The sequence below is a fragment of the Bacillus sp. 220_BSPC genome (assembly GCF_001054655.1).
In the GTDB taxonomy this organism is placed as follows: domain Bacteria; phylum Bacillota; class Bacilli; order Bacillales; family DSM-1321; genus Peribacillus; species Peribacillus frigoritolerans.
This window is the reverse complement of sequence record NZ_JVPL01000271.1, coordinates 20908-46442: the sequence shown is the minus strand read 5'-3', so window position 1 is coordinate 46442 and position 25535 is coordinate 20908. Positions and strand designations below refer to the sequence as shown.

The window sequence follows — 25535 nt, the reverse complement described above, 5'->3', positions numbered from 1 at the left end:
GAATTAATAAGCCAGGCTGAATAGGGCTTTGATGTGTGATAGGTAGCGAACATTACTTGCTTCTTTCATCAATGTAGCCGGCAGGCCTTTAAGGGACGTGTTATTGGCCCCAACGGTTGCCACTGCATCCTTACGGCCAAGGCTCGCAAGTGTACCTGAGTTTACAGGTGAGAATACTTCAAGTTTCTTGCCTTCAAAGGCTGCATATAGGTTGTATCCAACAAGCTCACCCATTTGCCAAGCATTTTGTGCAGTAGGAGCATATGGACGGCCGCCTTCTGGAGGGAACGCAACGGCACTGTCGCCGACAACGAATACGTCTTTATGGGATTTGGATTGCAAATACTCATTGACGGTTGCTTTGCCGCGATCCACTTCAAGGCCTGATTCGCCTACGATAGGAAGAGCCGCAACTCCGCCTGTCCAAACAAGCGTATTGGCCGTTATCGTTTGTCCATCTTTCAATTCGATTCGATTTCCTTTAACACCCGTTACAGGCAGACCTGTCAAGAATTCAACGCCGCGTGCTTCCAAGCTTGTCATGGCACGTTCGATTAAGTGATCAGGCAGGACCGGAAGGATTTTTGGACCAGCTTCCACAAGCTTGATTTTCAAGTCCTTGAAGTCCACTCCGAACTTTTTGGCGATTTTAGGGAAATGGTCCACGATTTCACCGATTAACTCAACGCCCGTCAATCCGCCGCCGCCGATCACGATGGTTGCGTCCGCTTCATTATTCGTTTGAGAATATTCGCGGATGCGATCTTCGATATGTTTGTAAATCTTGTTTGCATCATTTACGGATTTCAAGACCATGCTGTTTTCCTCAAGTCCCGGAATGCCGAAGAATCCTGTTTGACTTCCCAAAGCAACAACCAGGGCATCATAAGATAATGTGGAACCATTGGCAAGTTTCACTTCTTTATTATCAACCGAGAATGACTCCACTTTGGAAATGACAAGGTCGATATCTTTTCCTTTGAAAAGCTTTTCCAACGGAATGGAAACGGCTTGTTCAGAAATGGATCCGCCTGCAAGACGGTGCAATTCGGTGATGATTTGGTGCGTTGGAAATTGGTTCACCACCGTAACCTGCACTTCATCTTTATTGTAATATTCACGTACGGATAAAGCAGATAGTAATCCTGCGTAACCTGCACCTAAGATGACGATTTGTTTTGACATAGTTAATCCCCCGTCCTTACTGATTGAAAGTTTATCAAATTATTTTTGGTTTTTACGTTCTGCAGAGACTTCAAGAAAAGCTTGGGCGAAACGGAAAAGCTTTTGTGCTTCCGGATCTTTCATCATCCTTAACAGACCAAAAAGACCGATCACATCATTATTCGCTTCTGCACGATCCTTAGCTTCGATGGCATTTGCTGCAAGTCCTTTCACTGAATGGACCACAGGTGTCGCGATCTCCGAAATGGCGCTGACCGTATCATTTTTCAACACATCATCAGTCGCAACCGATTGAGCGAAATCATAAGACTTTGTTAAAATATTCACTAACTCAGTTAGTTTTGGTAACTGCTCGACTAAAGTGTTCAATGATTCCTGAACCTCAGGCTTCAATAATTGGTCCAGTACATCTAATTGTTTTTGGCGGGCATTAAGTTGTTCAGTTTGTGATTGGGTAATCGTTTCTGACATATCCAATTCTCCTTTGCAATAAGCATTTTGTTGATGTAATAAGAAAAACTTGTAAAATATTACACAATGTGAGACAAGAAAAAATACTAACAAAAATGTAATAAAAGCTAAACTATAGTATATCCCTTTAGTGGCTTGAAAACAGCTGATTTTTTAAAAAAGATTCATAAAATCATCTTTTCCTGCTTATTTGAAGTACAGATTTTAACGAAAATTACCTGTTTTTTCCTAAAGTGCACTTTAAGAGGGTGTCTGCCATCGACGCCTTTCATACATATTTCCATCTTGATTTGCCATCCTAAATGATGGAGGTGAATAAATGTGACTGATTCAGAATCTAAACTTACAGAAGAGAATAATGATAAGAAGCTTCATAAACTGGTTGGCAGTATGGAATATACTAAAGCGCAACTAATGGAAGGTATGAATGGAATTTCTGAAGTTTACCTCAAAAACAGCGAGGAAGGCACATCGGAAACACCTGATAAATAATATTGTTGTGTAAGCATAGCCAAACAGTTATGCTTACTTATTTTTGTAATAAATCGACTCTTCATTCTCAAACTGGAGTTATTTCAATATTCTAAAAATGGCCTTGACTTTATCATGAATTGACGTAAGATAAGGTATATAGCCATGGTGTAAACAGGTAGTTTTCTACTCTGCCATCGCCTAAAATGGACTCGGTGACTTAAAAAGATGAATCTATAAATAACTGTCGAATCTAATAGACTTCGCTGGCCAGCGAAGCTAATCCTAGATCAAAAACCAGTTATATCAATTATTTCTTATTGATATGACTGGTTTTTTTTATTTCATCATTCACCTTGTCCCGTTTTTGGCCTGAGAAAATCCAGCGGCTGGCTGCTACTCATTCACACAGTTGTATTTAGCGATGCAAATGGCGCGAGAGAATGTCAAAAGGTAAAAAGTATCTTAAATCTTGTAGCAGGGGTGGGAATTATATGATAGGTACGAAGCAAACTAGGCTCGCAATTGATGTAGGCGGAACATTTACGGATGTTTTCGTTTTTGATGAAAGCACGAAGGAAATTTCGATCACGAAAACGTCGTCGACTCCTCTGAATCCAGAGGTCGGTATTTTGGATGGAATTGCGAAAGCGGAAATCGATTGTGAAAATATTAAAGTTTTTTCCCATGGGACAACAGTGGGCACCAATGCCTTGATTGAAAGGAAGTTGCCAAAGACAGCATTGATCACATCCGCTGGATTTCGGGATGTATCGGAAATCCGCCGAGGAACCAAGCTTGAGTTATGGGATACATATGATGATGTAGCCAAACCGTACATTCAAAGAAGAGACCGTTTTGAAGTGGAAGAGCGCATCGATTTTGCAGGGAATGTCTTGACGGAAATCAATGAAGAGGAAGTACGGTCACTGGCAAGGAAATTAAAACGACGCGGTACCGAATCCATTGCGGTTTGCTTCATGAACTCGTATGTAAATGGAAGCAATGAGGCGAAAGTGAAACGAATCATCCAGGAGGAATTCCCGGATGTCTATATATGCATTTCAAGTGAAGTCCTTCCTGAGATTTTTGAGCATGAGCGCATGAGTACGACGATTGTCAATGCCGTTTTAGGACCGACTGTCAGCAACTATATTAAAACCCTTGAAGGTGAAATGAATAAACGGGGATATGAAGATGACATATTAGTGCTTCACTCAGGCGGAGGGGTGATGACATCCCAAACCGTTCCTCGTTATGCGGCAAGGCTTGCAAGCTCCGGAATCGCTGCAGGTGCGATTGCCAGTAAACATATCGCCCAGCTTTGCGGCTTTAATAATGCCATTGGTCTGGATATGGGAGGAACAAGCACTGATATTTCCTTGATGCATGAAGGGGATTTGCGGATTACTAAAGATTGGTATATCGAGTATGGATATCCGATTGGGTTCCCAAGTATCGAGATCTTGACGATAGGAGCAGGAGGCGGAAGCTTAGCTTGGGTGGATGAAGGCGGTTCTTTACGCAATGGCCCTCAAAGTGCAGGCGCGGTTCCTGGACCTGCTTGCTATAGCAGGGGCGGCGTGGAACCGACCAATTCCGATGCCAATATTGTTTTGGGACGACTTGGCACAAAGCTATTGGATGGACAAATGGAACTGGATAAACAAAAAGCGATTGAAGCCGTGGATAAGATCGCCAAGAAATTCAATTATACGATTGAAGAAGCGGCGAATGCTATCACACGTGTGGCCAATGCCAATATGTGTGATGCGTTAAGGCTGATTTCAGTCAGAAGGGGATACGACCCCCGCGACTTTGCACTTGTGGCTTTCGGTGGGGCTGGACCCTTGCATGGGGCATACTTGGCCAAGGAAATGGAAATCCCAACAGTCATCATCCCGCCGCATCCCGGTGTAGCCGCGGCAATGGGATGCCTGCTGGTAGATGTTCGTCATGATATATCCAAAACCTATGTAAAAAACGTCAAGGATGTATCGGTAAAGGATTTAGAGAAAGAATTCATCGGAATGGAAAAAGAGGCCGCTAAATTATTGCAGGAAGAAGGGGTCGCTAAAGAAGCTTCCACATTGATGCGCTATATTGACATGAGGTATATGGGACAGTGGCGTTCATTGGCGATAGAAGTCGATTGCCCGATTTCTTCATTGGAAGAGACCCTTGACCGTTTCCATAAAGAGCATGAGCGCGAATTTTCATTCTCCGATAAAGAACAGGCCGTGGAAATCTACGGGCTGCTCGTTACCGCTATCGGAACTGTGCCAAAACCTGAATTTCCGACTTATGAACCTGGGGGGACACTTGCTGATGCCTTGAAGGAAACGCGTGATGTCTATTTTGAAGAGGAAGGGTATGTGAATACGAACGTGTATAACCGGGAACTCATTCCGGCCTTCTCTGAAATAACGGGACCTGCCATCATAGATCAGCTTGATACAACGACTGTCATTCCACCAAATTTCAGGGCTAAAGTTGATAAATACAGAAACTTGATTCTTTCCCAAAATAAATAAAAAGAGGTGGATTTCATTGTCGAATAAACAATTGATTGACCAATCTGGAGTTGGAACAGGTTTAGATCCGGTGACATTTGAAGTGATAAAAAATGGCTTCGTTAACCTTGTAGATCAGATGGCTGAACAAATCCTTCGTACATGCTATTCCTTCGTCATTTATAATCGGGATTTCAGCTGTGCGCTTTGTGATGCAGAAGGAAATACAGTCATGCAAGGAACGCAGGATATTTCGGTCCATGTAGGCACACTGCATCTAACGGCAAAGGCGGTGCTAGAGGACTTCGAGGGTGATATCCATCCTGGGGACGTATTCTTGGTCAATGATCCGTATCGGGGCGGTACTCATTTCAATGACACCCGGGTTCTCTTGCCTGTTTTTCATGAGAACAAGCTCATTGCGTTCATGCAGACGAACGGACACTGGGCCGACATGGGTGGCTCGACACCCGGCTCCTTTGATATCAATGCCAAGGAACATTTCGGCGAGGGAGTAAGGATTCCGCCGCTCAGGATATATAGTAAAGGAACATTTTTAAAAGATGTGGTCAATGTGCTCGTTTCGAACATGCGCGTTCCTGAAGAACGTGTCGGCGATCTGCGTGCTCAAGTGGAAGCGGCCAAAGTAGGCGAGCGCCAGTTGTTTGCTATCATCGAGAAGTATGGAATCGATACGACTTTGTCTGCCTTTGCGGAAGTGCAGAATTATGTGGAGCGTTTGGCAAGGGCCAAGGTTGCAGCTTTACCGAATGGAACATGGGAGACCGTTGATTATATTGATATGGACCCGGAAGCCGGAGACGGTCTGATCCCGATCCGGGTTAAGATGACAATCACGGAAGACGAGATCCTTTATGATCTTTCTGGATCGCATTCTTATATCGGCTGCTTTTTGAATGCTGGTTTCGGAGCTTCTTTATCAGCGGCATACTCAGGAACCAAGACATTCTTTCCTGAAATACCCCTGAACTCCGGTTTTTACAGAGTGGTGAAGATCGAATTGCCGGAAAACTCCGTCGTCAATGCCCCGGCACCGATTGCCGTAACCGGTTTTTGTTCAGGGGCCTATGAAAAAATCATGAGTGCGTGCTTCGAACTCTGGTCCAACATCATGCCGGAAAGAGCGATAGCATGCTCATTTAACCTGGAGTATTTACTGATCGGCGGTTGGGACCAACGCCAGGAGCAGGATAAATACTTCATGTGGTACGACTGGATGGCAGGCGGACATGGAGGCCGCTATGATCGGGACGGTGTGAACGCCACTTCGCCAACATTCGGTTTGGGGCTCAGCGTACAGCCTTGCGAAGGGCAAGAAAGATTGTCGCCTGTCGTGACGATGAAGCATGAAATCATTACCGACTCTGCCGGGCCGGGTAAATACCGCGGCGGGTGCGGTGTAGAAAAGGGCGGTACACTAACAAATGTCAAAAACGCCGTTATGTCCTATTGCTGTGACCGTTCCCGTTCAATAACATGGGGAATTTTTGGAGGGCTTCCTTCATCCCCGCATGGAGCATGGCTTAATCCGGGCAAGGAAGATGAACGATATTTAGGTGCGATTTTCTCAAATGTAAAAGTACAGCAAGGAGATTCCTTTGTACGCCCATCAGCTGGGGGAGGGGGACTGGGAGATCCGCTTGAAAGAAGTCCCGAAGCTGTTTTGGAAGATGTTATCGATGAATATGTTTCAATCGAGCGGGCTAAAAAAGATTATGGAGTCGTGATCAAGGAAATCGATAAAGATCTTGATTTATTCGAAATAGATTTGGAAGCAACGGAACAAGCTAGGTCTTATATCAGGAACAATCGCAAACAATGGCTTGAGGAAAACATCCAAAGCGTGGAAGATAAATTCGCCAATGGTGAGCTGGATAGTCTCGATGTCATTCGCCAGTATGGTGTCATCATCGATTATGCAACGAATAAAGCCCTGCCGGAATCAACAAAACAGTTCCGTGCATCCATGAAAACCCGTTCATTGGCTTATTGGAAATAACGTGAAACAGGTTCCGAATTCACTCGGAACCCCAGACTGCAGATCAAACTCGAAGAATAGTGAGTTTGGTCTGCATTTTTTAGTTGAAAAACGTTCCAGATGATTGGAATGGAAGGTTCTAGACTCCTGCGGCAAAGCGCGTCTAAAGGAGGCTCCACGACCGCCTCTGGATAAGTGAGTGCCTGGAGCGGTAATCAATATCCCTATCGTGTCATTCCTTAATGGAAGCCCATCAATTCCTTCACATGTTCACAATTAGCTTGTGAAGTGAGCATTTCCAAGAGCGTAAAGGCAACATCGAAAGCTGTGGATGGATTGTAGGATGTAATGATATTGTCCGTGACGACAATCGGTTCGTTCACGACAATCGCACCAAAATCTTTTAGCTGCCCCTGTCTCTTACTGGTTGGATGGTTGTATGTTGTGGCTTTTCTTCCATTCAATATTCCGCTTTTTCCTAGTGGGAGGGAGCCTACACAAATGGTGGCGATGATTTTGTTCTTATTATGAAAATGCTTGATTACATCAAGAAACCTCTGATCATAGGCATCTTCATAGAAACCGGCTTCTTCAAAGCCTCCTGGAATGGCCAAAGCATCGTAGTCATCAAGGTTCACTTGATCGAGGGTCAGTTCGGGCTGCACGATGAAATTCCAGGTGCATTTCAATCGTTCGTGAAGTCCCACCGTAACCAGGTCAGTGGTGCCATCACCCTCTAATTTATTCCACCCCAATACATCTGTAAACACACTTGCTTCAACCGCTTCGAATCCATTGGATAGCAGCATCAATACTTTTTTCATAACAGCATCCCCTTATTTATATTTGAATTAATTATATAAAAAGCAAATTCCCTAATACATACGATTAATTACGTATTCATCACATTTCTTTTTATTTTATAATGTATTTGAAAGGATTCTGTTAATAATAAAAAGTGGGGGCGATTGAGTCGGATCGAACGGATAAAAAAATACTTTCCTTGCTGGAGAATAATGGGCGCATGTCCATGAAAGAACTGGCACAAGAAGTGTCCTTAACGGCTCCAGCAACGAAAGAACGTGTGAAAAAATTAGAGGAAAGCGGAGTGATAAAGGGATATAAAACGGAAATATCACTTGAAAAACTTGATAGGAGCATTACGGCATTCATATTATTCGAAACGGATAGATGCAAGGATTTTTATCAATTTAGCTTGAGCCATCCGGAGGTTCTGGAATGCCACCGGTTAGCCGGTCAATACAGTTATCTTATTAAAATAAGTACATATTCGATGGAAACGCTGGAAGACTTCGTCGATGAAGCCATTAAATACGGGAAATCTTCCACTCATCTGATCTTTTCTTCCGCATCGAAAAAGTTTTTTCAGGAGGAGATTTAACCGGCTTCAACACATTTACTTTCCTTCTCTTTAATATATGAGCGATTAGCAGGAAATAACTCCACCAATATAGAAAGTAAATAGTAACAAAAATCACAGTTGATGTTCAAAAAGGGAGTGGAGAAGAGTGAGTTTTGTTTATGATGAAGATAAAATAATGGAATTCCTTTTGCAGAATAAGAGTGAGTTTGAAGAATATCTTTTATCAGCAGCGGTCAATGTCAGGGATAAAATCGAAGAAATCCTCCTGATTGGAAATGTCGATCTTTTGAATAATGCACATAAGCTCGTCCGTTATATAGTGGAGCAGAATGAAACGGATTTGATTGCCTTTGCCGAACAAGAAGGAGTTACGTGGGCAACCCACTCCATGACGCTTTCATTCAAGCTGGAGTGGATTCAGGCCCTCCGCAGAACGCTTTGGACCTTTCTTTATAAGTTCGAACAAGAAAAGAAAGCGTTTATTGAGGATTCCAAGGTCTTTTTTGATTTAGAGAAAATAGTGAATGAAAAGGTTGATGAATTTCTTAAATCCTTTTTCGTAAGTTACTCCGATTACAAAGACAAATTGATTCTCGCACAGCAAAACTTGGTGGAAAATCTATCCGTCCCGATCATTCCCATCACTTCCACCACCTGTGTCCTTCCGTTAATTGGGACAATCGATTATTCACGGATACAGATAATCGAAGAAAAGGTATTGATGGAGATAGGCAAACTGCGGATACAGACCTTGATCTTGGATTTGTCCGGTATCATCGAAATCGAAGTTGAAATGATCACTGATTTGATGAAAATCCTCGATGGAACGGCAATGATGGGGTGTAAAGCTGTTGTGACTGGATTACGCCCAGAGGTTGTTACGAAAATGATCCGTTCAGGGATTCAGCTCGATAATAAAGCAGAAACAAAGGGTACGCTGCAGCAGGCATTGAAGGACTATCTTGTAGGCACCTAAATCGTGAAGTGGGAGTCGCCATGTTTTGGTGACTTTTTTTTGTAGGTAATTTGGAATATAAAGGAATATTTTTTTGCGATTTTATCCTGTCAAAATAAGTAAATGGAATGGGGAAGGGATGCTCCGGACAGAACCGAATCTTCGCACCCTTTCCGCCGACTGTCGCGAATTACTTCAGGTCCAACCTTCCAGAGGTTTCACTTCAGCAAGGAATAGACATATGTATCATGAGGAATCCCGTTTTGGTAAATATAACTCCTTAATACTCCTTCCTGGATGAAACCCAGCTTAAGCAAGAGCTCACTTGATGGCTGATTTTCCAGAAAAACGACCGCGCCGATACGGGTTAAATCAAGGTCCGTGAAACCGTAGGCGATTGCTTCCTTAAGCGCTTCTGACGCAAATCCTTTGCGCCAATGTGCTGGATGGATTTCATAACCGATTTCCGCCCGCCTGTATTTGGGACTGTGGGCATGAAAACCGATGGTGCCAATCAATTCCTGTGTATCTTTTCTTTCAATTCCCCATCGAACGGCTCGTTTTTCATGATAGTTTTTCGCAAAGGCTGCTACAATATCCTTGGCCTGTCCGACATTCTCCAATGAATCCTGTCCATAAAAGCGGGTGACTTCATCTTTTGATAAGCATTGGAAAAGAGCTTCCGCATCACTTTCACGAATTTCCCGTAAGCGTAACCTTTCCGTGTTCAATTCAGGAAACATTTTTTTCCCTCCTCATAAATCAGTTTTCTATCTATTCGGTCCCCACAAAGGTTTTTCCTTTATTATGAAGTGCTTATTTTGCCGGTATTTTCGGTGGTAATCGGACAAGCTAACATTAGTTCAATTTAAAGGGGAGATAGATCATGGGAAAAAAACATCGCAACCGCATCGCTTCACCAAAAAAGAATAACCATATACCGAAAGCGGATATCATTGCAGAACATGAAGCACACGGTAAGGAATATTCTGCAAATAAACGAAAGAACGGTCCTGGTTCCAATACAGATTGAGTAAACGTGGTGACCGCTCCTGCCTTTAATGGGCAGGGCGGTCTTTTGTGTTTCTTGCCATCAAAGGGTCCATCCTATATCTTAAAGAATGAAGAAGCATTGAAGGGAGTTAGGATGATGAAAGCACTTGTCTTTGATGATTTCGGCGGTCCGGAAGTTCTGTCTGTAAGGGAAATTGCAGAACCTGAACGTTCAAAATCAGCCGTGATCGTTCGAATGAAAGCAATTGGACTGAATTTTGCTGATGTATATAGAAGGAAAGGGAATTATCATTTGGTGGGTGATCCCCCCTTCATTCTAGGGTATGAAGGGGCAGGGGTCATCGAATATGCCGGGGAAGATGTCCATCATGTGAAAGCAGGAGACCGTGTCGGGTTCGCTGATGTTCCCCATGCCAATGCGGAGCTGGTTTCAGTTCCAGCTGATAAGCTGTTGCCTCTGCCTGAGGGCATTTCCTTTGAAACGGCCGCTTCCGTTTTACTTCAAGGATTGACTGCCCAATATTTAACGCATGACAGCCATCCGGTTAAAGAAGGGGAAACCATTCTGGTCCATGCCGCTGCAGGCGGAGTCGGTCAATTACTGACACAGATGATCAGGATGAAGGGCGGTCAGGTCATTGGCTTGACCTCAACAAATGATAAAGCGGCTGTTGCCAAACAAATGGGTGCGGATCATGTTTTCCTTTACGGATCGGACTGGGTGGATTCCATTAAGGATGTTACCGGTGGTAAAGGCGTTGATGTCGTTTATGAATCAGTAGGCCAAACCTTGATGGATAGTTTCCGTGCGACCAAGACTGGAGGAACTGTCGTATTCTTTGGGATGGCAGGCGGTGATCCAGAGAAAATCGATCCCAGAATGCTAATGGATACATCCAAGGCATTGATAGGCGGAGACCTTTGGAACGTCCTGACTACCCATGAAGGACGGACAAGAAGGACAGCAGAGCTGTTCCAATGGATTCTGTCAGGGGAAATCCACATCAAAGAACCGACTCTTTTTTCGTTGGAAAATGGGGCGGATGCACATCGGCTTCTTGAGAGCCGGAAAAGTTCGGGGAAACTATTATTAATACCATAGCAAATCATGAGGGCTTTCCATTCTAAATGGGGGCCTGTTTTTTTTTGTCTGCTGAGATTCAACCCCTTATTCATACTGATGATTAAAACCTTTTTAAGTTCCTTTATATAAACCCATGCTTAGACCCTTGGAATAACTCCATAATAAATGCCCCTGCCCTTACAGGTGTTATGGCCTGCCGTCAAAACAACTTGCTGCCCAAGTCCCCTTATCCACAAGAGCCATATGCAACACACGAATTCAGAGGAGAAATCCACAGTGCGCCAATCACCAAACCACAATCGTCATTCTGCAATTCACAGTCGGCATTTGTTACAAGCAAAAAAAAGAGAACGGATCCGTTCTCTTGGAAAACATATTAAAACCGTGTGATTTTAAGAGGAAATGGTGAGAACATCGAGACGCTCCTTTTGGATTGCGAAATAGGATTGGAGGGTTTCCTTTTTCTTTGTGAGAGGGAAGTACCTGACGTCCGGGGCCACTGCATGATTGCCGAATTGGAGAAGCAAGATCAACAGCCTGTCCAACTGGCCATATGTATCGTTTCTTATTCGGGCCATATATTCGGCCGCGACCCGTTTATCATCGGTACTTTTCCTTTTTCCTTCCGTCCGGAATTCATCGGTCACTGTCTTTACACGGGAAATGAGCCATGTCTCGCACCAGTCGTTCAGCACATGGCGGATGAAGTCCGCTTGATGGTATTTACGGAGAATGGGCTCGATATGTTCATCCATTTCCAAATCATTCACTTCCCGGCGGAGAGCTTTCTCGGAGATGTTTCTATGAAAATGGTCGCGTTCAAGCAGGCTTTTGATGGATTCTGACTGGTGGGCATACTTGACCATTTGTTCCAATGCTTCATTGTACATGATTTTGCTTAAATAAGCAGAGGCTTGTTTTGGGGCAAGAAGCAACTGCTTATTGGCGGGGAGAGCCTGGCCAAATTTCTTAAGGGAATGAGAATAGATGAAACGGGCTAACTTCTGCAGTTCCTTTTGGATATCATGGGAGATGTTCGTCGCTTCTTGCAGAAATGAACGGAAAATATATTTGCCGACCCGTTCCAATTCCCTGCATACAGAATCATTGATATGCCCAAGGTAGCCAGAGTTAAAAATCGTTCTCCGCAACAATGTCCGTTCCGACCTATTTTCCTTATACTCCTCCAAGACGCCTTCGGTAAAGGTGAATACCAGAACTTCTTTTTTTGAAAAAGCCCTGCTCGCAAAAGAAATCGTCACGATATGGCCTAAAGCGTCATGGATTGCAGCGACTGCATCCAATAAGCGCTGCCTTGTGAATGGCGAGCTGGAATCAGGAACGATTTCATGATAATCGAACAGTACTTCTTCAGACTTCAAAACGGACATTCGGAAGGCACCCATAAGCAGCAGCCGTTTTCCATGAATCGTTAAGGCTTTGAAAGCAGCGCTATAAAAGAAACGGTACTTTTTGCAATAACGGTCCGTCTTCCTGTTATAGCCAAGATTACTTGCAGGACCAAGGTTAAACTTGTACAAAACATCTTCACCTTGATGAACAGGCACAAACACTTTTTTTAGTGATCCTTGTGGTGCGGTGAATTTATGGATGATCTGCCTTAAGTACTTTTCTGTCGTTCCGACTCCCCGGGCCATCATATGAAGCGGGCTCTGAATGACCCCGTCCCAATCACTGTGGAGCAAGGCGTACAAACACGTATCGAATTCAGTGGAGGATACATTTCTTAATAGGTATTGGTATGTTTCTTCATAAATCATAAGGCTTCGCCCCTTTGGCATCGATTCTTTTCTAAAGTCTATATAAACATTGAATCGGTAAAAGTAGCATCGTTGGAGCAAATAGTTTTTGACGTAATTTCGCTAGATTTAAAAAATAGTAAATTAGTTGCACAAGAGTGGTAAAATGGGTAAATAGGAACATACATGACAAGGAGAGATTTTTCAAACCATGATACTTTCACTACTCGGTTTCATCTTAAAAGGAATTTTAATGAAAATACCATTTGCCATATTGGGGCTTTCCTTTATTCCGCAGAGATGGACAAACGCCATCACCAAAAAAGATATACCTTTTTTCATAGAACAAGGACTGAGACTTTTAGTTTCTGCTTCCGTATTGTTTTTCGTTATCGATATCATGCTGCTGGATCTTACTGCCGCAGCATTTTTTTCGAGTTTTGCCATTATTCTTGGGCTCATTCTCATCATCGATTCAAGAATGTATATGTACAGTGCCAGTGAATCTTCAAGCACCCGACGGAATCGGAGGGGAAATGATGCGGCAAAGCAGCCAAAAACACCTTGGAACGTACATTTCAACAGTTTGATGGGTGTCGTGTTGATTGCCGCATGGGTTATCATGCTGTTTTACCCGCTCACTTTTGCCGCGGAGCTGCATGGATTGGCGAAGGTCGATAAGAAAAAAGAGCTGGAAGAAGTTCAAGATATAAAAACCATGCCGCTCGTTACAGTGAAAATGGCTGACGCAAAAGGCGATGCGGCAATTAATAAAATAGAAAATGCTTCATATTTCACTGAAGGAGAATACCGTCTGACCAATATCAATGATGAATTGGCTTATACATCACCCATTGAAATGGACGGGTTTTTAAAAGCCGGGAAAGCGGAATACACGCCAGGTTATAATCTGATTTCCGCCGTATCAACGGATAAAGGGGCAAGTACTGTCAAAGGGAAGATGCTGTATGCTCCATCACAGTACCTTGATCATGATTTGGAAAGGACCATCCGCAAGGCATATCCGAATAAAATCATCCATGCTTCATATTTGGAACCGAACGAAGATGGAAAGCCCTTCTTCGTAGCTTCAGTCGGACATTATTTGAAATACCGCAGCGGTCCCGTGGTGGACGGGGTGGTATTGGTGAATCCGGAAACGGGGGACACGAAATACTATCCAAAAAGAAAAGAACCTAAATGGGTAGATCGGACATTCACATTGGAAACAGCCCTGGAATATTGGACTTACTGGGGAAAATATATTCACGGGTGGAAAAACCAGTCCCTGATTGGACCGAAGAAAGATGTCCTGATTCCTAATGAGGATAATATGCAGGTTACGTTTAACGAAAAAGGCCAATTGATTTATGTAGTGGACTTTACCCGGGCTAAATCAAAAGGCAACTCCAAAACCCTTGTAGGTTATGGTGTTTTCAATGCCAAAACCGGTGAAATGACGTACTACAAAGGCGTCACGTCCGTTCTGACCGGAAAGGAAGCAAAATCCAACGCCAATGCGAGTGAGTTTTTGTCCAAATATCCAGGCTGGAAAGCCACTAATGGAATTTTCTATACGATCTACGGTGCTCCCACATATGTTATTCCGGTTACAAAGGGCAGCAAGTTCCAAGGTGTGGCGATCGTTTACGCCAATAGCGATAATCCCCAAGTGGTCTTTGGGAAAACGAAAGACGAAGCTTTCCGCAATTATAAAAAGCTGATTGCCTCATTAGGGAAAGTAAGCGGTGTGACGCCTCAAAAAGGATTTGAGATGAAAGAAATAAAGGGGAAGGTAATGAGGATCAATGATGCCAATCTCTCGAATGGATACGTATTCCATTTAATCGTCGAAGGCAATGCCAAGAGGTTCTCGGTGGACCCAGGTGTCAATGCGCTATCTGATGTGGTGTTGACGAATGTAGGAGACCGGGTTGTGCTGAAGGTGATGGATATGGAAGAAGACATCGTTCCAGTCGATGAATTCACTAATCTGGATTTGCCAAAGAAATGATAATGGACCGTGGACATATACACTTTCCATCTCCAATATAAGCATGAAAAAAAAGCATTGTTATCCACAATGCTTTTTTTCATGTTTTCGAATGATTGTCATGATAAGTCCGATAAATTGAATGAATGGATGGATTCCATATAATATCCCTTTTGAATGACGGCTTTTATGGCAAAGTGCCCATTTAACCGTTTCCGTACGCGGTACAGAAGTGAAGCGATTTCCTCTGCCGTCACAATTTGCTCGGGATCTCCGACTCGCTCTGGCCAGACTTGCTGGACAATTTCTTCCTTTGAAATAAGGTTGTCCAAATTTTCATATAGCAGCTTAAAGCAATTGAATTCCTTGGTCGGCATTTTAATGGGTGCTTCTTCATTGATGATCACGGTCTGAAGGTGCTCATTGATAGCGACGGTTTGCAGGAATTCGGGGTTCACCGGCGTGAAATCCATTGTTAAATCGTTGTCGATGGAGATTATGAATTCAATCAATCCATTGACCAAAGCAATCGAATCCCCCGGTTCAATGTGACATGGATTGCCCGGTACGAGCGGCATCTGGTTCACGGAGGTGCCGTGTTTACTTGCCAAATCCTCAATGAGGAGCTGCCCTTCCTCCATATAAATCCGGCAATGTTCCCTGGAAACAAAGTCATTGTAAAGCCTGAAATCAGCTTTGGAGTGCTGGCTTGCCCGGCCGATCAGCAGGCTATTCCCTTCATATACATAGGCGAATTCCTCGGTTTGGCCTTTGTGCATGGTCCTCAATACAACCTTGAAAGTTTTATAGATCATTCACTTCATACCCCTTAAAAAATCTGAAAATTTAAATTATTTTCATGAATTTATCATTTTGGCTACATGGCTGTTTAGTGGGTTCAATTTTATAATTATAAATTATCAGTCGCTTACTTACTAACGAAAAATGAAAAAAATCCAAATTAGACACACAGCCATTATAACAAAGAGGAACGAAGGATGAAGAAGAAACTCAATTTTTGCTGATGTTCGCTTTGACTGTGGGAGAAGTGGTTCCTCAAAGACGGCCAGGCAGCACCGGAAGAAGTTTGCGATGAAAATGTACCTTACGCTTGTGGAAAAGGAGTTGACCAAAGGTGAGTATGTGGAGAGATAGGATAAATGCCTTCAGCATCCTGCTGATGATCATCAGTATGATCGTATATATTATTTTTCCCCAGCCCTTTACCCTCATTCTGTACTGTATATTTGGCATTGCCTTTATCAGCCTGACTTTACTGAATTAAGCCTACCTTTGAATGGGTGGAGGATGGAACCAATAAGAAAAGAAGAAAAAAGCCTGCCGAATCAATGGCAGGCTTTTTTGATGCAAAAAATTATAACTATTGGCATATGTAATTGTTATTTTTATTATAAAAAATAGTTTTTATAATAAAATATACCTATATCGGCCGTAATTGTAGTAATATTGATTGAGGCCACTAAAGTGAGTATTTATATCATGATTGGAAAAATGAGATAGGAGATTTTAATTATGAAAAAATTAATAGTGCTAATAGGATCCTTGCTGTTTGGACTAATCTTAATGAATGTTTATACGGATTCAGGAAAAATGAAACCTGATGGACTTGAAATTAATACATCCTATATTAAAAACTCGAAAGAATCAGTGGCTGATATGAGTGTCTCTGGCTATATTCATAAAAAGAAAACGCTAGAAATGAAAACTGCTTTAAAAGAAAAAAATACAATTTCCATAGATCAAACTGGCAGTGAATCAGAGTATATAATAATAGATTCAACGGGGGAAAAGGTTTTCTCTGAAAAAATAAAAGGAGATACAATTCGTTCATTTGAATCAATATCCGGAGAAGGAATCATAAAAATAGAACTAAATAGCGGGAACCATGATGCAATGATTCGTATAAATGAAGATGAACTTAAAAATCAATAGAGCAAGAACCTTAAATCTTGAACCAATTCCGTACGGGACCGTAAACCGTATCACCATCGCAAAAGCGGAACGATGATTGACAAAGGTATTCTTAGGAAAAGAAGCAGGAACCCATTAAGGGTACCTGCTTTCTTTCATTCTAAGGACCGCAATCGTTTTATGAAATCCTGGGGCGTCATGGATTTAACACGACTTTAAAAGAGCCATTTTTATGCAAAAAAGGTATAATTAATTGTTAGAAGCAGACATTAAAAAATGGACTGCAACTTAGTTTTATCGCGTGTTTTAACTGAATCTTGAGCGAAATATCTTTTATAAAAAAGTCAAAATAAGAAAAGGAGAAACCATGACTAATGAAACAGGATGGAATTTAGACAATAGCTATGCACGTCTACCGGAAAAGTTTTTCACGAGCACGAACCCGACTCCTGTACGTTCACCGGAGTTGATCATTCTCAATGAGAGTTTGGCGGATTCTCTTGGTTTGGATGTGAAGTCGCTGAATAGCGAAGATGGTGTGGCGGTGTTTGCCGGAAACGAGATTCCTGAAGGTGCTTCGCCTCTTGCCCAAGCATATGCTGGGCATCAATTCGGTCATTTTAACATGTTAGGGGACGGCCGGGCGATATTGCTTGGCGAGCAGGTGTTGCCAGAAGGCGGGAGGGTCGATATCCAGCTGAAGGGTCCAGGAAGAACGCCATATTCCCGCGGTGGTGATGGCCGGGCTGCACTTGGACCGATGCTGCGGGAATACATCATCAGCGAGGCGATGCACGGGCTCGGCATTCCTACCACCCGAAGTCTGGCAGTGGTGACGACCGGTGAAACGGTAATCCGTGAAACCGGGCTGCCTGGTGCCATCATGACCCGTGTGGCTTCGAGTCATCTTCGTGTCGGAACTTTTCAATTCGCTGCAAAATGGGGCACGATCGAGGAGCTTCGGACACTTGCCGACTATGCCATTGAGCGTCATTTTCCAGACATTGAAGCAGATGAAAGCCGTTATCTTTCGCTGCTGCAGGAAGTGGTCAAGCGTCAGGCTGAGCTCATTGCCCAATGGCAGCTGGTCGGCTTCATTCATGGAGTGATGAACACCGACAACATGACGATCAGCGGGGAAACCATCGATTATGGTCCTTGCGCCTTCATGGATGCCTATGATCCTGCAACCGTATTCAGTTCAATTGATAGGCAAGGCCGCTATGCCTATGGTAACCAGCCGGTAATTGGGGGGTGGAATCTTGCGCGATTCGCTGAATCCCTATTGCCGCTGTTGCATGATGACGAGGATCAGGCCGTTACACTGGCCCAAGATAAGATTTCCGTTTTTAATGATCTGTATCACTCCAATTGGTTAGCGGGAATGAGGGCGAAACTGGGGATATTCAACGAAGAGACTCAGGATGAAGCCCTTATTAATGGCATCCTCAGTATGATGAAGAAGCATGGTGCCGACTATACCAATACTTTCCGGGCTCTGACCTTTGATAAAAAGGAGGATACGGTCCTTTTCGGGACACCGGAATTCGCCCAGTGGCAGGAGCTTTGGCAGGCTAGGTTAGGGAGGCAGAAGGAATCGAAAGAGTCTTCGAATCAGTTGATGCAGAACAGCAATCCTGCAGTGATTCCGCGGAACCACCGGGTGGAAGAGGCGTTGGAGGCGGCAGTGGAAAAAGAGGACTACAGCGTGATGGAACGGCTGTTGGATGTTCTTGCAAATCCTTATGCACACTGCGAAAAACAAGCAGAATACGCCGCACTGCCTGAGTCAACAAAACCTTACCGGACTTTTTGCGGTACCTGATCATAAAACATGCATGGAGGTAATGTAAGAGCTCCCGCGATTGAAGTCGATTCTTCGTCAACTTCAATTGCGGGAGCCCTTTTTGTGCTCATCAGTAAAAAAGTTTTGTTTGAAGAATGTCCAAGGCACGGTCAATCTCCGCTAAATCTTCCTTTGATGCATGTTGCAGCCGGCTTTGGAAACGGGATTCCACGATTGCAAAAGCCTCGTTCATCATCATTTCCTTTTAGGGAGGCGGGGATTTCCATCGTCACCAGTGTCCCGATCAACAGGCAGATGCCCCCTGTTGATTTATTACATGAAAGAGGGGTTGAAGTATCAGTAGGAAATGATAATATCTTTGATGTATGGTCACCTCTCGGGAATGGTGACATCTTGGAGAGGGCAGGAAGGCTCGCAGAACGTTTCAAATGGATTGATGAAGTCTCGCTTTCCCGTTCACTCGGATATATAACTGGCGGAAAAACCCCATTGGATGATAAGGGTAACCAGGTATGGCCGAAAGTTGGGGATGCCGGAAGTCTGGTGTTAATTGACGCAAGCTGTTCTGCAGAGGCAGTTGCCAGGCGTTCGGAGCGTAAAGCGGTCATTTACAAGGGGAGCTTGGTTTCCGGTTCACTATATAAACAAAAGCAGTCCATTGAACGGTAGGACTGAACCAAAAAAGGATTTCTGGATATTTCCGGATTTCCTTTTTCGTTTTTGGCGGCTTCCGTGTACTTTTATTTACATATGTTATATGCTGTGGAAGTGATTTTTTGGGCTATATGGGTTGCCCTCGCATGTCTTTATATCATAAAATGTCCCGCTTTTGCTTGCCGGCCTTGCAACCTTAATCAAGCCAACAAATTAGCGGGGAGCCGCAGTCTTTGTTACTATTAATGGGAACGTTATCATTACTCATGCGTCTGAAAAGGTCCAGCGACATAAATTATGTGTCCAGTAATGCAGCAGCGGACCATCCGGGACCGCGTTTATTAACATGGTGATGTCCTATCGCCTTTTTCAAGGGAAGGACAAGTGATATTCACCATGAGTTTGAAAAGTATCATGTTCAAAGGAGATGGAATCTATGAAAAGTTGGAGATCTTCTGTGACTCTATTTTCTTCTTTTCAATGGTTGTTTTTTATTTTTGCAAATACGGTAGTTGTGCCCATATCGATTGGCGCAGCTTTTGATCTTCCTCCCAATGTTACGGAAATGACCATGAGAAGCTCGCTCATTTTCACTGGGATCGCTTGCGTGTTTCAGGGGTGGAAGGGGCATAAGTATCCGCTTATGGAAGGGCACTCCGGTCTATTGTGGGGAGTGATGCTGAATTTAGGGTTATCTGCACCGTCCATAGGGCTCGGTTATGCTGAGATAGGAGGGGGAATTGCTACTGGTCTCATTGCCGCTGGTGTCGTGACCCTCATTATTTCGGCCTTCAACCTGATTTCTCATGTCCAGAAGATTTTCACTCCCATGGTCATGACGGTTTATTTATTCCTTCTGACGTTCCAGCTCATTTTTGTCTTTTTTAAGGGGATGCTGGGGATTACGGAGAATGGCGAAATTAACATCCCGGTCAGTTTCCTATCTGTGGGGATTGTACTTCTAGTCAGTATATTAAAAATAAAAGGACCAAGGACAATAAGCAATTTCTCCATATTGATCGGGATTATAGTGGGATGGATTTTTTACGAGCTGCTATTTCCGGAGGCCGGGGGAGAAATGGGATCGACGGGTGCCGCTTTTTCATTTTTCCCATTAGGTGCTCCAAACCTTCAATTCGGGATCATAGCGATTTCCTTTTTTGCAGGATTGCTGAATTTGTGCAACACGTTCGCATCCATTCAGGCTGCATCGGAATTAATCGGTGATGAAGCTGAACACAAGCAGTATCGAAATTCTTTATTCATGACTGGCGGATTTACCATTTTCGCTCCGCTGCTTGGCCTTGTTCCGTATACACCTTTTACTTCATCGATTGGATTTTTGCAGAGCACTCAAATCTATGAGCGGAAGCCCTTCTTGCTTGGAGGCATGTTATTGACCATAATCGGGCTCATTCCCCCTTTCATCTCTTTCCTGGCCACGATGCCGATAACAGTCGGAAATGCAGTATTGTTCGTTGCCTACCTTCAGCTGTTCGGTACGGCTTTCAACAGCGTCAAAGGTCAGCATTTCACTTCAGACACGATATTCAGGCTTGCCGTACCCGTATTGATTGGCGTGAGTTTGATGAATGTCCTGCCTACTGCATTTTCGAACCTGCCCGCGCTATTACAGCCCTTTTTGACGAATGGGCTCATAATGGGAGTATTGATATCAATCGTGCTGGAAAAATCGGTCAACTGGACTCGTTATGAACAACTGCATAACTAATGGGACTTTGATTGAAAGAGTTATACATAAAGGGAAACGACAATGCTGATTGAAGAGGCGATCATGAAAACCGGAAGGGTATTACCCTTCCGGTTTTCTGTTTTTTCATGGGTCTTTTAATGGGAAATGGGCGTTGTAATCAGTAGCATTACCCAATCCCCTTACATATTTTGTTGGAGGGAGTATTTGATGTGCTGTTCATTCCCTGACCATTTCGTTTCGAATACCTGTTTTAAGATTTGCCTTATTAATTAATACACGGAGGTTATATACAATGTATGAATTTCAAAATCAATTGCAAAATCTGAATGTCGATGATTTCCAGGTGACACAGCCAGTTCCTTGGGAGCAAAACCAGTACAATTTGGATGATTCGTCTCGGCAATTCATTGGTGTGGGCGGCTTTGGTTGTTTTGGCTGTTTCTTGTGCTTTGGCTGCTTTGGCTGCGGCGGTCGCTGTGGTGGATGCGGTCGCTGTGGCGGATGCGGACGCTGCGGCGGATGCGGTGGTCGTTGCGGCCGTTGCGGCCGTTAAGGTTTCAGGTACTAAAGAAAAGTCCCTGCGGTGCAGCAGGGACTTTTCTTTATGGTATTAGACATAAGAGACAAATTGTCTTACATAGGATTAAAGTGAAGTGCTGTGCTAAAAGCAGTACTTAGAATGCATCGGGTTAGGAGGAACGGAATGGTGAATTTAACCCCTTCTATGCGTTTGAAAGTGAAAAGGGATACGTTTTTTCTTCCGGAACCAAACAGAGGTGTGTATTTCAGGAATAACATAAGTTCGTTCCGTATGGAGGGCGCCTCGATCGTTCAGTGGATTGAAAAGTTATTACCGATGTTCAACGGGAACCATACATTAAGCGAGTTGACCGATGGATTGCCTGGCCCATACCGGAACCGGGTGATGGAAATTGCCGAGGTTTTGTACGGGAATGGGTTTGTTCGGGATGTAAGCCAGGATAGCCCCCATCAATTAAGGGAACAAGTTCTTGAAAGGTATGCTTCGCAAATCGAGTTCCTGGAAAGCTGCGGCGATTCCGGGGCTCACCGTTTTGAAACTTATCGAAAGAAAAAGGCGTTGGCTATCGGCTCTGGCCCCTTGTTCCTTTCATTGGTGTCCTCACTGATGGAATCCGGATTGCCTGCCTTCCATATCCTCATTACGGACACGGTACCGACCAATAGAAAAAGATTGAATGAAATCGTGGCACATGCGCGTAAGACGGACGACGAGGTTGCCATAGAGGAGGTCATGCTTGAAAAGGGAGCAGGGATTGAATGGCAGGAGATCGTGCGGCCTTTTGACTCGATCTTATATGTGTCACAGGAGGGTGATATAGAGGAATTAAGAGAACTTCATTCGGTTTGCAGGCAAGGGGAAAAAATCCTGTTTCCTGCGTTGATCATCAATCAAGTAGGGATGGCTGGACCGCTCGTCCATCCGGATTCCAAGGGGTGCTGGGAGTCAGCGTGGCATCGTTTACACCAAGCTGAGCTGGAAAAGAATCAGGAACCATCTTCCTTTTCCGCCACAGCCGGAGCGATGTTAGCCAATATAATGGTATTCGAATGGTTTAAAGAGGCTGCAGGCGTTACGACAGCAGAACAAGCCAATCAATTTTATCTGCTGGATATGGATACATTGGAGGGAAAATGGCATCCGTTCATTCCCCACCCTGGCGTGACGGGTAAAGGGGCTGCTGCATGGATTGAAGATTTTGAACGGCGGCTTGAACTGAAAGCGGACCCGGGTGATCCGGGGAAGGTGTTTATGTACTTCAGCCGTTTGACATCCTCGGAAACCGGAATCTTTCATAGATGGGATGAGGGGGATTTAAAACAGCTGCCGTTGGCTCAATGCCGCGTTCAGGTCGTTGATCCGCTGTCGTCCGGTCCGGCCGGACTCCTGCCCGAAATCATCCGTTCAGATCTGACGCATGAGGAAGCGAGGTGGGAAACCGGTCTTGCAGGAGTCGAAGCATATGCATCCCGAACACTCAGCCAGCTCGTGGCGACTCTTCCGAAACTTCAGGGAGCAGACGAAATAAAGGAATCGATCGGTGTCGGAGCAGGGGAAACATTTGCTGAATGTGTTTGCCGTGGACTGCAAAGCAGTTTGGATACAGAGTTTTTAAATAAGCGATTCAACCAGGAGAAACTTCTGACGGTGCAGTTGTCTCAAGTGGAAGATGAGCGCTGCAGGTATTATTTACAAGCGCTGACCCGGCTGCAAGGAGATCCGATCATCGCATTGGGTGAGGAAGTGTCCGGTTTCCCGGTAGTTTGGGCAGGAACGAGCGATGGCTGGTCCGGGGCTGTCGGTTTGAATGTAACGATCGCATTACGGAACGCGTTGCAAAAGGCTGTCATGAAAGTCCAAAACCAGACCGTTTGCCTCACAGCTCCCGGTTTAGTGGCATCGCCTGTTCTTGAGGAAGAAAAGGTGAATCTTGTGATTCCTTCATGCGGGGTGAAAGGGAATTCCGAACTAGTACAGTCAGCCATTCAAGTCTTGAAGAAGAACAGTAAGCGAATCTGTGTTTTCGAATTAAATCTGGAACCTCTCTTGAAGGAAGGAATGGCAGGAGTGTTCGGGGTGTTTTTGCGAGAGGAGGAATCAGGGTGAAAACTGACGTATTGGTTGTCGGGGTAGGAGTGTTGGCCGACCATGTTCATGGGGACCTGTCCGGCCAATATCAGGTGAATCGCCAAACCGATTTCGAGGCAGGAATCCCGCAAACCACGGCGATGGTCCTCCTGCTGCAAGATGCTTGGAATCCCGCTGTCCATGTAAAGGCAGAAGAGGTGTTAGGGCAAGCGGGAATTCCATGGCTGCGGGGGTTCGTATCATTTGGAGAGGGAGTGGTAGGGCCGTTGGTGCGCCCGGGTGTTCCTGGCTGCTCACAGTGTGCGGACCAAAGGCATCTCATGGCCGGGCGTGATCGAAAAGAAATGTGGGGAATCCGCCAGCAGCTCGAGGAAAAGGGGGGGATGGAGCGTGATCCGGCGGCATCCCGCACTGGCCTTTTACAGATGGCCCACTTGATTTGTGCAGAGGTAAGGAAGGTGATGAAAGGAGAGCGCGCCCGTTCGGAGGGGCATGTATCTTTAATCAGCCTGAAAACGCTGAATGGTTCTTGGCATTCCTTTTTACCAGATCCATTGTGTCCGGTTTGCTCAACATTACCTGATGACTCGAAGGAGCGTGCTAGGATTTCGTTGCAGCCAAGTCCGAAAATCAGTCCCGACAGTTACCGAACCCGTTCAATGGATGAGCTGAATGAAGTGCTGGCCAAGGATTACTTGGACCACCGCACAGGATTCCTGAATAATAAAATGATAGACCTTGTGCCGCCATTTGCCGATGTGAGTGTTAATTTGCCTTTGTTCATAGGCGATGAGGGGGCGGCTGGAAGGACTCTCTCATATGCGGTCAGTGAGATGACGGCCATATTGGAGGGATTGGAAAGGTATTGCGGAATGGAGCCCCGCGGTAAACGGACAGTCATACATGACAGCTACAACAACCTGAAAGATTCTGCGCTCGACCCCGCCAGGATCGGGGTGCACTCGAAGGAAAATTATGCACAGCATGATTTCCCGTTTCAACCATTTAATCCCGACCGCTCGATAGATTGGGTATGGGGCCACTCATTCTTGCAAGAGAGGCAGATCTTGGTCCCGGAGTTGCTTTCCTATTATAGCTTGGGCTGCGGTCATGGATTTGTCTATGAAACTTCCAATGGCTGTGCATTAGGGGGAAGTTTGGAGGAGGCCATTTTCTACGGCATCATGGAAGTGGTCGAACGTGATTCGTTCCTGCTGACCTGGTATGCGCAGCTGCCGCTCACACGCCTTGACCCTTATTCTGCAAATGACAAAGAACTTGAGCTGATGATTGGCAGGGCGAGGGCGGCAGCGGGATATGATATCCATTTGTATAATGCGACAATGGAACATGGTATACCGAGCGTATGGGCGCTGGCGAAAAACAGGAAACAAAAAGGATTGAATATCATTTGTGCGGCAGGGGCCCATCTCGACCCGGTCCGGGCTGTGAAAAGCGCGGTCTTCGAGCTGGCCGGCATGATGCTGACACTTGACGATAAATTGGAAGAGAACCGGGATGAGGTTGAGAAAATGCTGCAGGATTCCTCACTGGTACGGAAAATGGATGATCATGGCATGCTGTACGGTTTACCCCAAGCTGAAGAGCGACTGCAGTTTCTGCTGGATGATGACCGCCCGATGCGAACTTTCGCTGAAGAATACGGGGAAAAGGCGAACCATCCGGACTTGACGGAAGATTTGCAGGAAATCCTTCAGGCGTTTCGCCGGTTGCAACTCGAGGTGATTGTGGTGGATCAGACGACACCGGAAATTGCACGGAATGGATTACATTGCGTGAAAGTACTGATCCCGGGGATGCTACCGATGACATTCGGCCATCATCTTACCCGCATAACGGGCCTTGAGAGAATACTGAGGGTTCCGATGGAACTTGGATATGCTGAACGGCCGCTTGATTTCGAACAGCTCAATCCGCATCCGCATCCTTTTCCATAAGCGGTTACGTAG

General features: G+C 44.8%; 20 protein-coding genes and 2 pseudogenes. 16 read left to right on the top strand and 6 right to left on the bottom strand.

Annotation, left to right across the window (positions count from 1 at the left end; all coding sequences use genetic code 11):
* Positions 1-3 precede the first annotated feature (3 nt).
* Positions 4-1185: an NAD(P)/FAD-dependent oxidoreductase gene (locus ADA55_RS21585; RefSeq protein ID WP_048683989.1), complete on the bottom strand. Its 1182-nt coding sequence runs from the start codon at positions 1183-1185 to the stop codon at positions 4-6.
* 39 nt (positions 1186-1224) lie between these two features.
* On the bottom strand, positions 1225-1656 hold the full coding sequence (locus ADA55_RS21580) for a DUF1641 domain-containing protein (RefSeq protein ID WP_048687523.1): 432 nt from the start codon (positions 1654-1656) through the stop codon (positions 1225-1227).
* 321 nt (positions 1657-1977) lie between these two features.
* Here ADA55_RS21580 and ADA55_RS29595 point away from each other — a divergent pair, with 321 nt between their 5' ends.
* The 3 genes from ADA55_RS29595 to ADA55_RS21570 all read left to right on the top strand — a co-directional run bounded on the left by ADA55_RS29595 (position 1978) and on the right by ADA55_RS21570 (position 6660).
* Positions 1978-2148 carry a hypothetical protein gene (locus ADA55_RS29595; protein ID WP_153246157.1) on the top strand — a complete coding sequence of 57 codons (171 nt, stop codon included), beginning with the start codon at positions 1978-1980 and terminating at the stop codon, positions 2146-2148.
* Positions 2149-2621: 473 nt separating this feature from the next.
* On the top strand, positions 2622-4661 hold the full coding sequence (locus ADA55_RS21575) for a hydantoinase/oxoprolinase family protein (RefSeq protein WP_048687522.1): 2040 nt from the start codon (positions 2622-2624) through the stop codon (positions 4659-4661).
* A gap of 16 nt (positions 4662-4677) precedes the next feature.
* Positions 4678-6660 carry a hydantoinase B/oxoprolinase family protein gene (locus ADA55_RS21570; protein ID WP_082162885.1) on the top strand — a complete coding sequence of 661 codons (1983 nt, stop codon included), beginning with the start codon at positions 4678-4680 and terminating at the stop codon, positions 6658-6660.
* 218 nt (positions 6661-6878) lie between these two features.
* Here the strand turns inward: ADA55_RS21570 and ADA55_RS21565 are convergent, their stop codons facing one another.
* The gene (locus ADA55_RS21565; protein WP_048687521.1) at positions 6879-7463 is read right to left on the bottom strand and encodes a DJ-1/PfpI family protein; all 585 of its coding nucleotides are present in this window, start codon (positions 7461-7463) and stop codon (positions 6879-6881) included.
* Positions 7464-7597: 134 nt separating this feature from the next.
* Here ADA55_RS21565 and ADA55_RS21560 point away from each other — a divergent pair, with 134 nt between their 5' ends.
* Together ADA55_RS21560 and ADA55_RS21555 are read left to right on the top strand one after the other, a co-directional pair.
* Complete coding sequence (locus tag ADA55_RS21560; protein ID WP_226990523.1) at positions 7598-8041, top strand: Lrp/AsnC family transcriptional regulator; 444 nt, start codon at positions 7598-7600, stop codon at positions 8039-8041.
* Between the two features lie 127 nt (positions 8042-8168).
* Positions 8169-8999, top strand: coding sequence for an STAS domain-containing protein (locus tag ADA55_RS21555; RefSeq protein ID WP_105718870.1), 831 nt, complete (start codon positions 8169-8171; stop codon positions 8997-8999).
* Positions 9000-9196: 197 nt separating this feature from the next.
* Here ADA55_RS21555 and ADA55_RS21550 read toward each other — a convergent pair whose 3' ends face one another.
* Positions 9197-9721 (bottom strand): GNAT family N-acetyltransferase, encoded by a 525-nt coding sequence (locus ADA55_RS21550; RefSeq protein ID WP_048687519.1) that lies wholly within the window; start codon positions 9719-9721, stop codon positions 9197-9199.
* Between the two features lie 143 nt (positions 9722-9864).
* Here ADA55_RS21550 and ADA55_RS29590 point away from each other — a divergent pair, with 143 nt between their 5' ends.
* Together ADA55_RS29590 and ADA55_RS21545 are read left to right on the top strand one after the other, a co-directional pair.
* A complete protein-coding gene (locus tag ADA55_RS29590) occupies positions 9865-10011 on the top strand; it encodes a hypothetical protein (protein ID WP_100298038.1) in 147 nt (48 codons plus the stop codon).
* 117 nt (positions 10012-10128) lie between these two features.
* Positions 10129-11094 carry a quinone oxidoreductase family protein gene (locus ADA55_RS21545; protein WP_048687518.1) on the top strand — a complete coding sequence of 322 codons (966 nt, stop codon included), beginning with the start codon at positions 10129-10131 and terminating at the stop codon, positions 11092-11094.
* A gap of 374 nt (positions 11095-11468) precedes the next feature.
* On the opposite strand, the gene ADA55_RS21540 is transcribed toward ADA55_RS21545, so the two are convergent.
* A complete protein-coding gene (locus ADA55_RS21540; protein ID WP_048687517.1) occupies positions 11469-12857 on the bottom strand; it encodes a hypothetical protein in 1389 nt (462 codons plus the stop codon).
* Positions 12858-13047: 190 nt separating this feature from the next.
* Here ADA55_RS21540 and ADA55_RS21535 point away from each other — a divergent pair, with 190 nt between their 5' ends.
* The gene (locus ADA55_RS21535) at positions 13048-14850 is read left to right on the top strand and encodes a hypothetical protein (RefSeq protein WP_048687516.1); all 1803 of its coding nucleotides are present in this window, start codon (positions 13048-13050) and stop codon (positions 14848-14850) included.
* A gap of 98 nt (positions 14851-14948) precedes the next feature.
* Here the strand turns inward: ADA55_RS21535 and ADA55_RS21530 are convergent, their stop codons facing one another.
* Positions 14949-15644: an FHA domain-containing protein gene (locus ADA55_RS21530; RefSeq protein ID WP_048687515.1), complete on the bottom strand. Its 696-nt coding sequence runs from the start codon at positions 15642-15644 to the stop codon at positions 14949-14951.
* A 718-nt stretch (positions 15645-16362) separates the two neighbouring features.
* Here ADA55_RS21530 and ADA55_RS21525 point away from each other — a divergent pair.
* The 8 genes and pseudogenes from ADA55_RS21525 (at position 16363) to ADA55_RS21495 (ending at position 25523) form a co-directional block, all read left to right on the top strand.
* A complete protein-coding gene (locus ADA55_RS21525) occupies positions 16363-16782 on the top strand; it encodes a hypothetical protein (RefSeq protein ID WP_048687514.1) in 420 nt (139 codons plus the stop codon).
* Positions 16783-17128: 346 nt separating this feature from the next.
* Positions 17129-18586 carry a protein adenylyltransferase SelO gene (locus tag ADA55_RS21520; RefSeq protein WP_048687513.1) on the top strand — a complete coding sequence of 486 codons (1458 nt, stop codon included), beginning with the start codon at positions 17129-17131 and terminating at the stop codon, positions 18584-18586.
* Between the two features lie 231 nt (positions 18587-18817).
* A pseudogene (locus ADA55_RS21515) lies at positions 18818-19237 on the top strand (deaminase); the annotation flags it as partial.
* Between the two features lie 421 nt (positions 19238-19658).
* On the top strand, positions 19659-20954 hold the full coding sequence (locus ADA55_RS21510; RefSeq protein ID WP_048687512.1) for a uracil/xanthine transporter: 1296 nt from the start codon (positions 19659-19661) through the stop codon (positions 20952-20954).
* Between the two features lie 274 nt (positions 20955-21228).
* Positions 21229-21366 (top strand): annotated as a pseudogene (locus ADA55_RS31495) (heterocycloanthracin/sonorensin family bacteriocin); the annotation flags it as partial.
* A 49-nt stretch (positions 21367-21415) separates the two neighbouring features.
* Positions 21416-21550, top strand: a complete 135-nt coding sequence (locus ADA55_RS31490) for a hypothetical protein (protein ID WP_373689815.1) — start codon at positions 21416-21418, stop codon at positions 21548-21550.
* An 89-nt stretch (positions 21551-21639) separates the two neighbouring features.
* Positions 21640-23583 carry a putative thiazole-containing bacteriocin maturation protein gene (locus ADA55_RS21500; RefSeq protein ID WP_048687510.1) on the top strand — a complete coding sequence of 648 codons (1944 nt, stop codon included), beginning with the start codon at positions 21640-21642 and terminating at the stop codon, positions 23581-23583.
* Positions 23580-25523 carry a TOMM precursor leader peptide-binding protein gene (locus ADA55_RS21495; RefSeq protein ID WP_048687509.1) on the top strand — a complete coding sequence of 648 codons (1944 nt, stop codon included), beginning with the start codon at positions 23580-23582 and terminating at the stop codon, positions 25521-25523. The genes ADA55_RS21500 and ADA55_RS21495 overlap by 4 nt, the downstream gene beginning before the upstream one ends.
* Positions 25524-25535 lie beyond the last annotated feature (12 nt).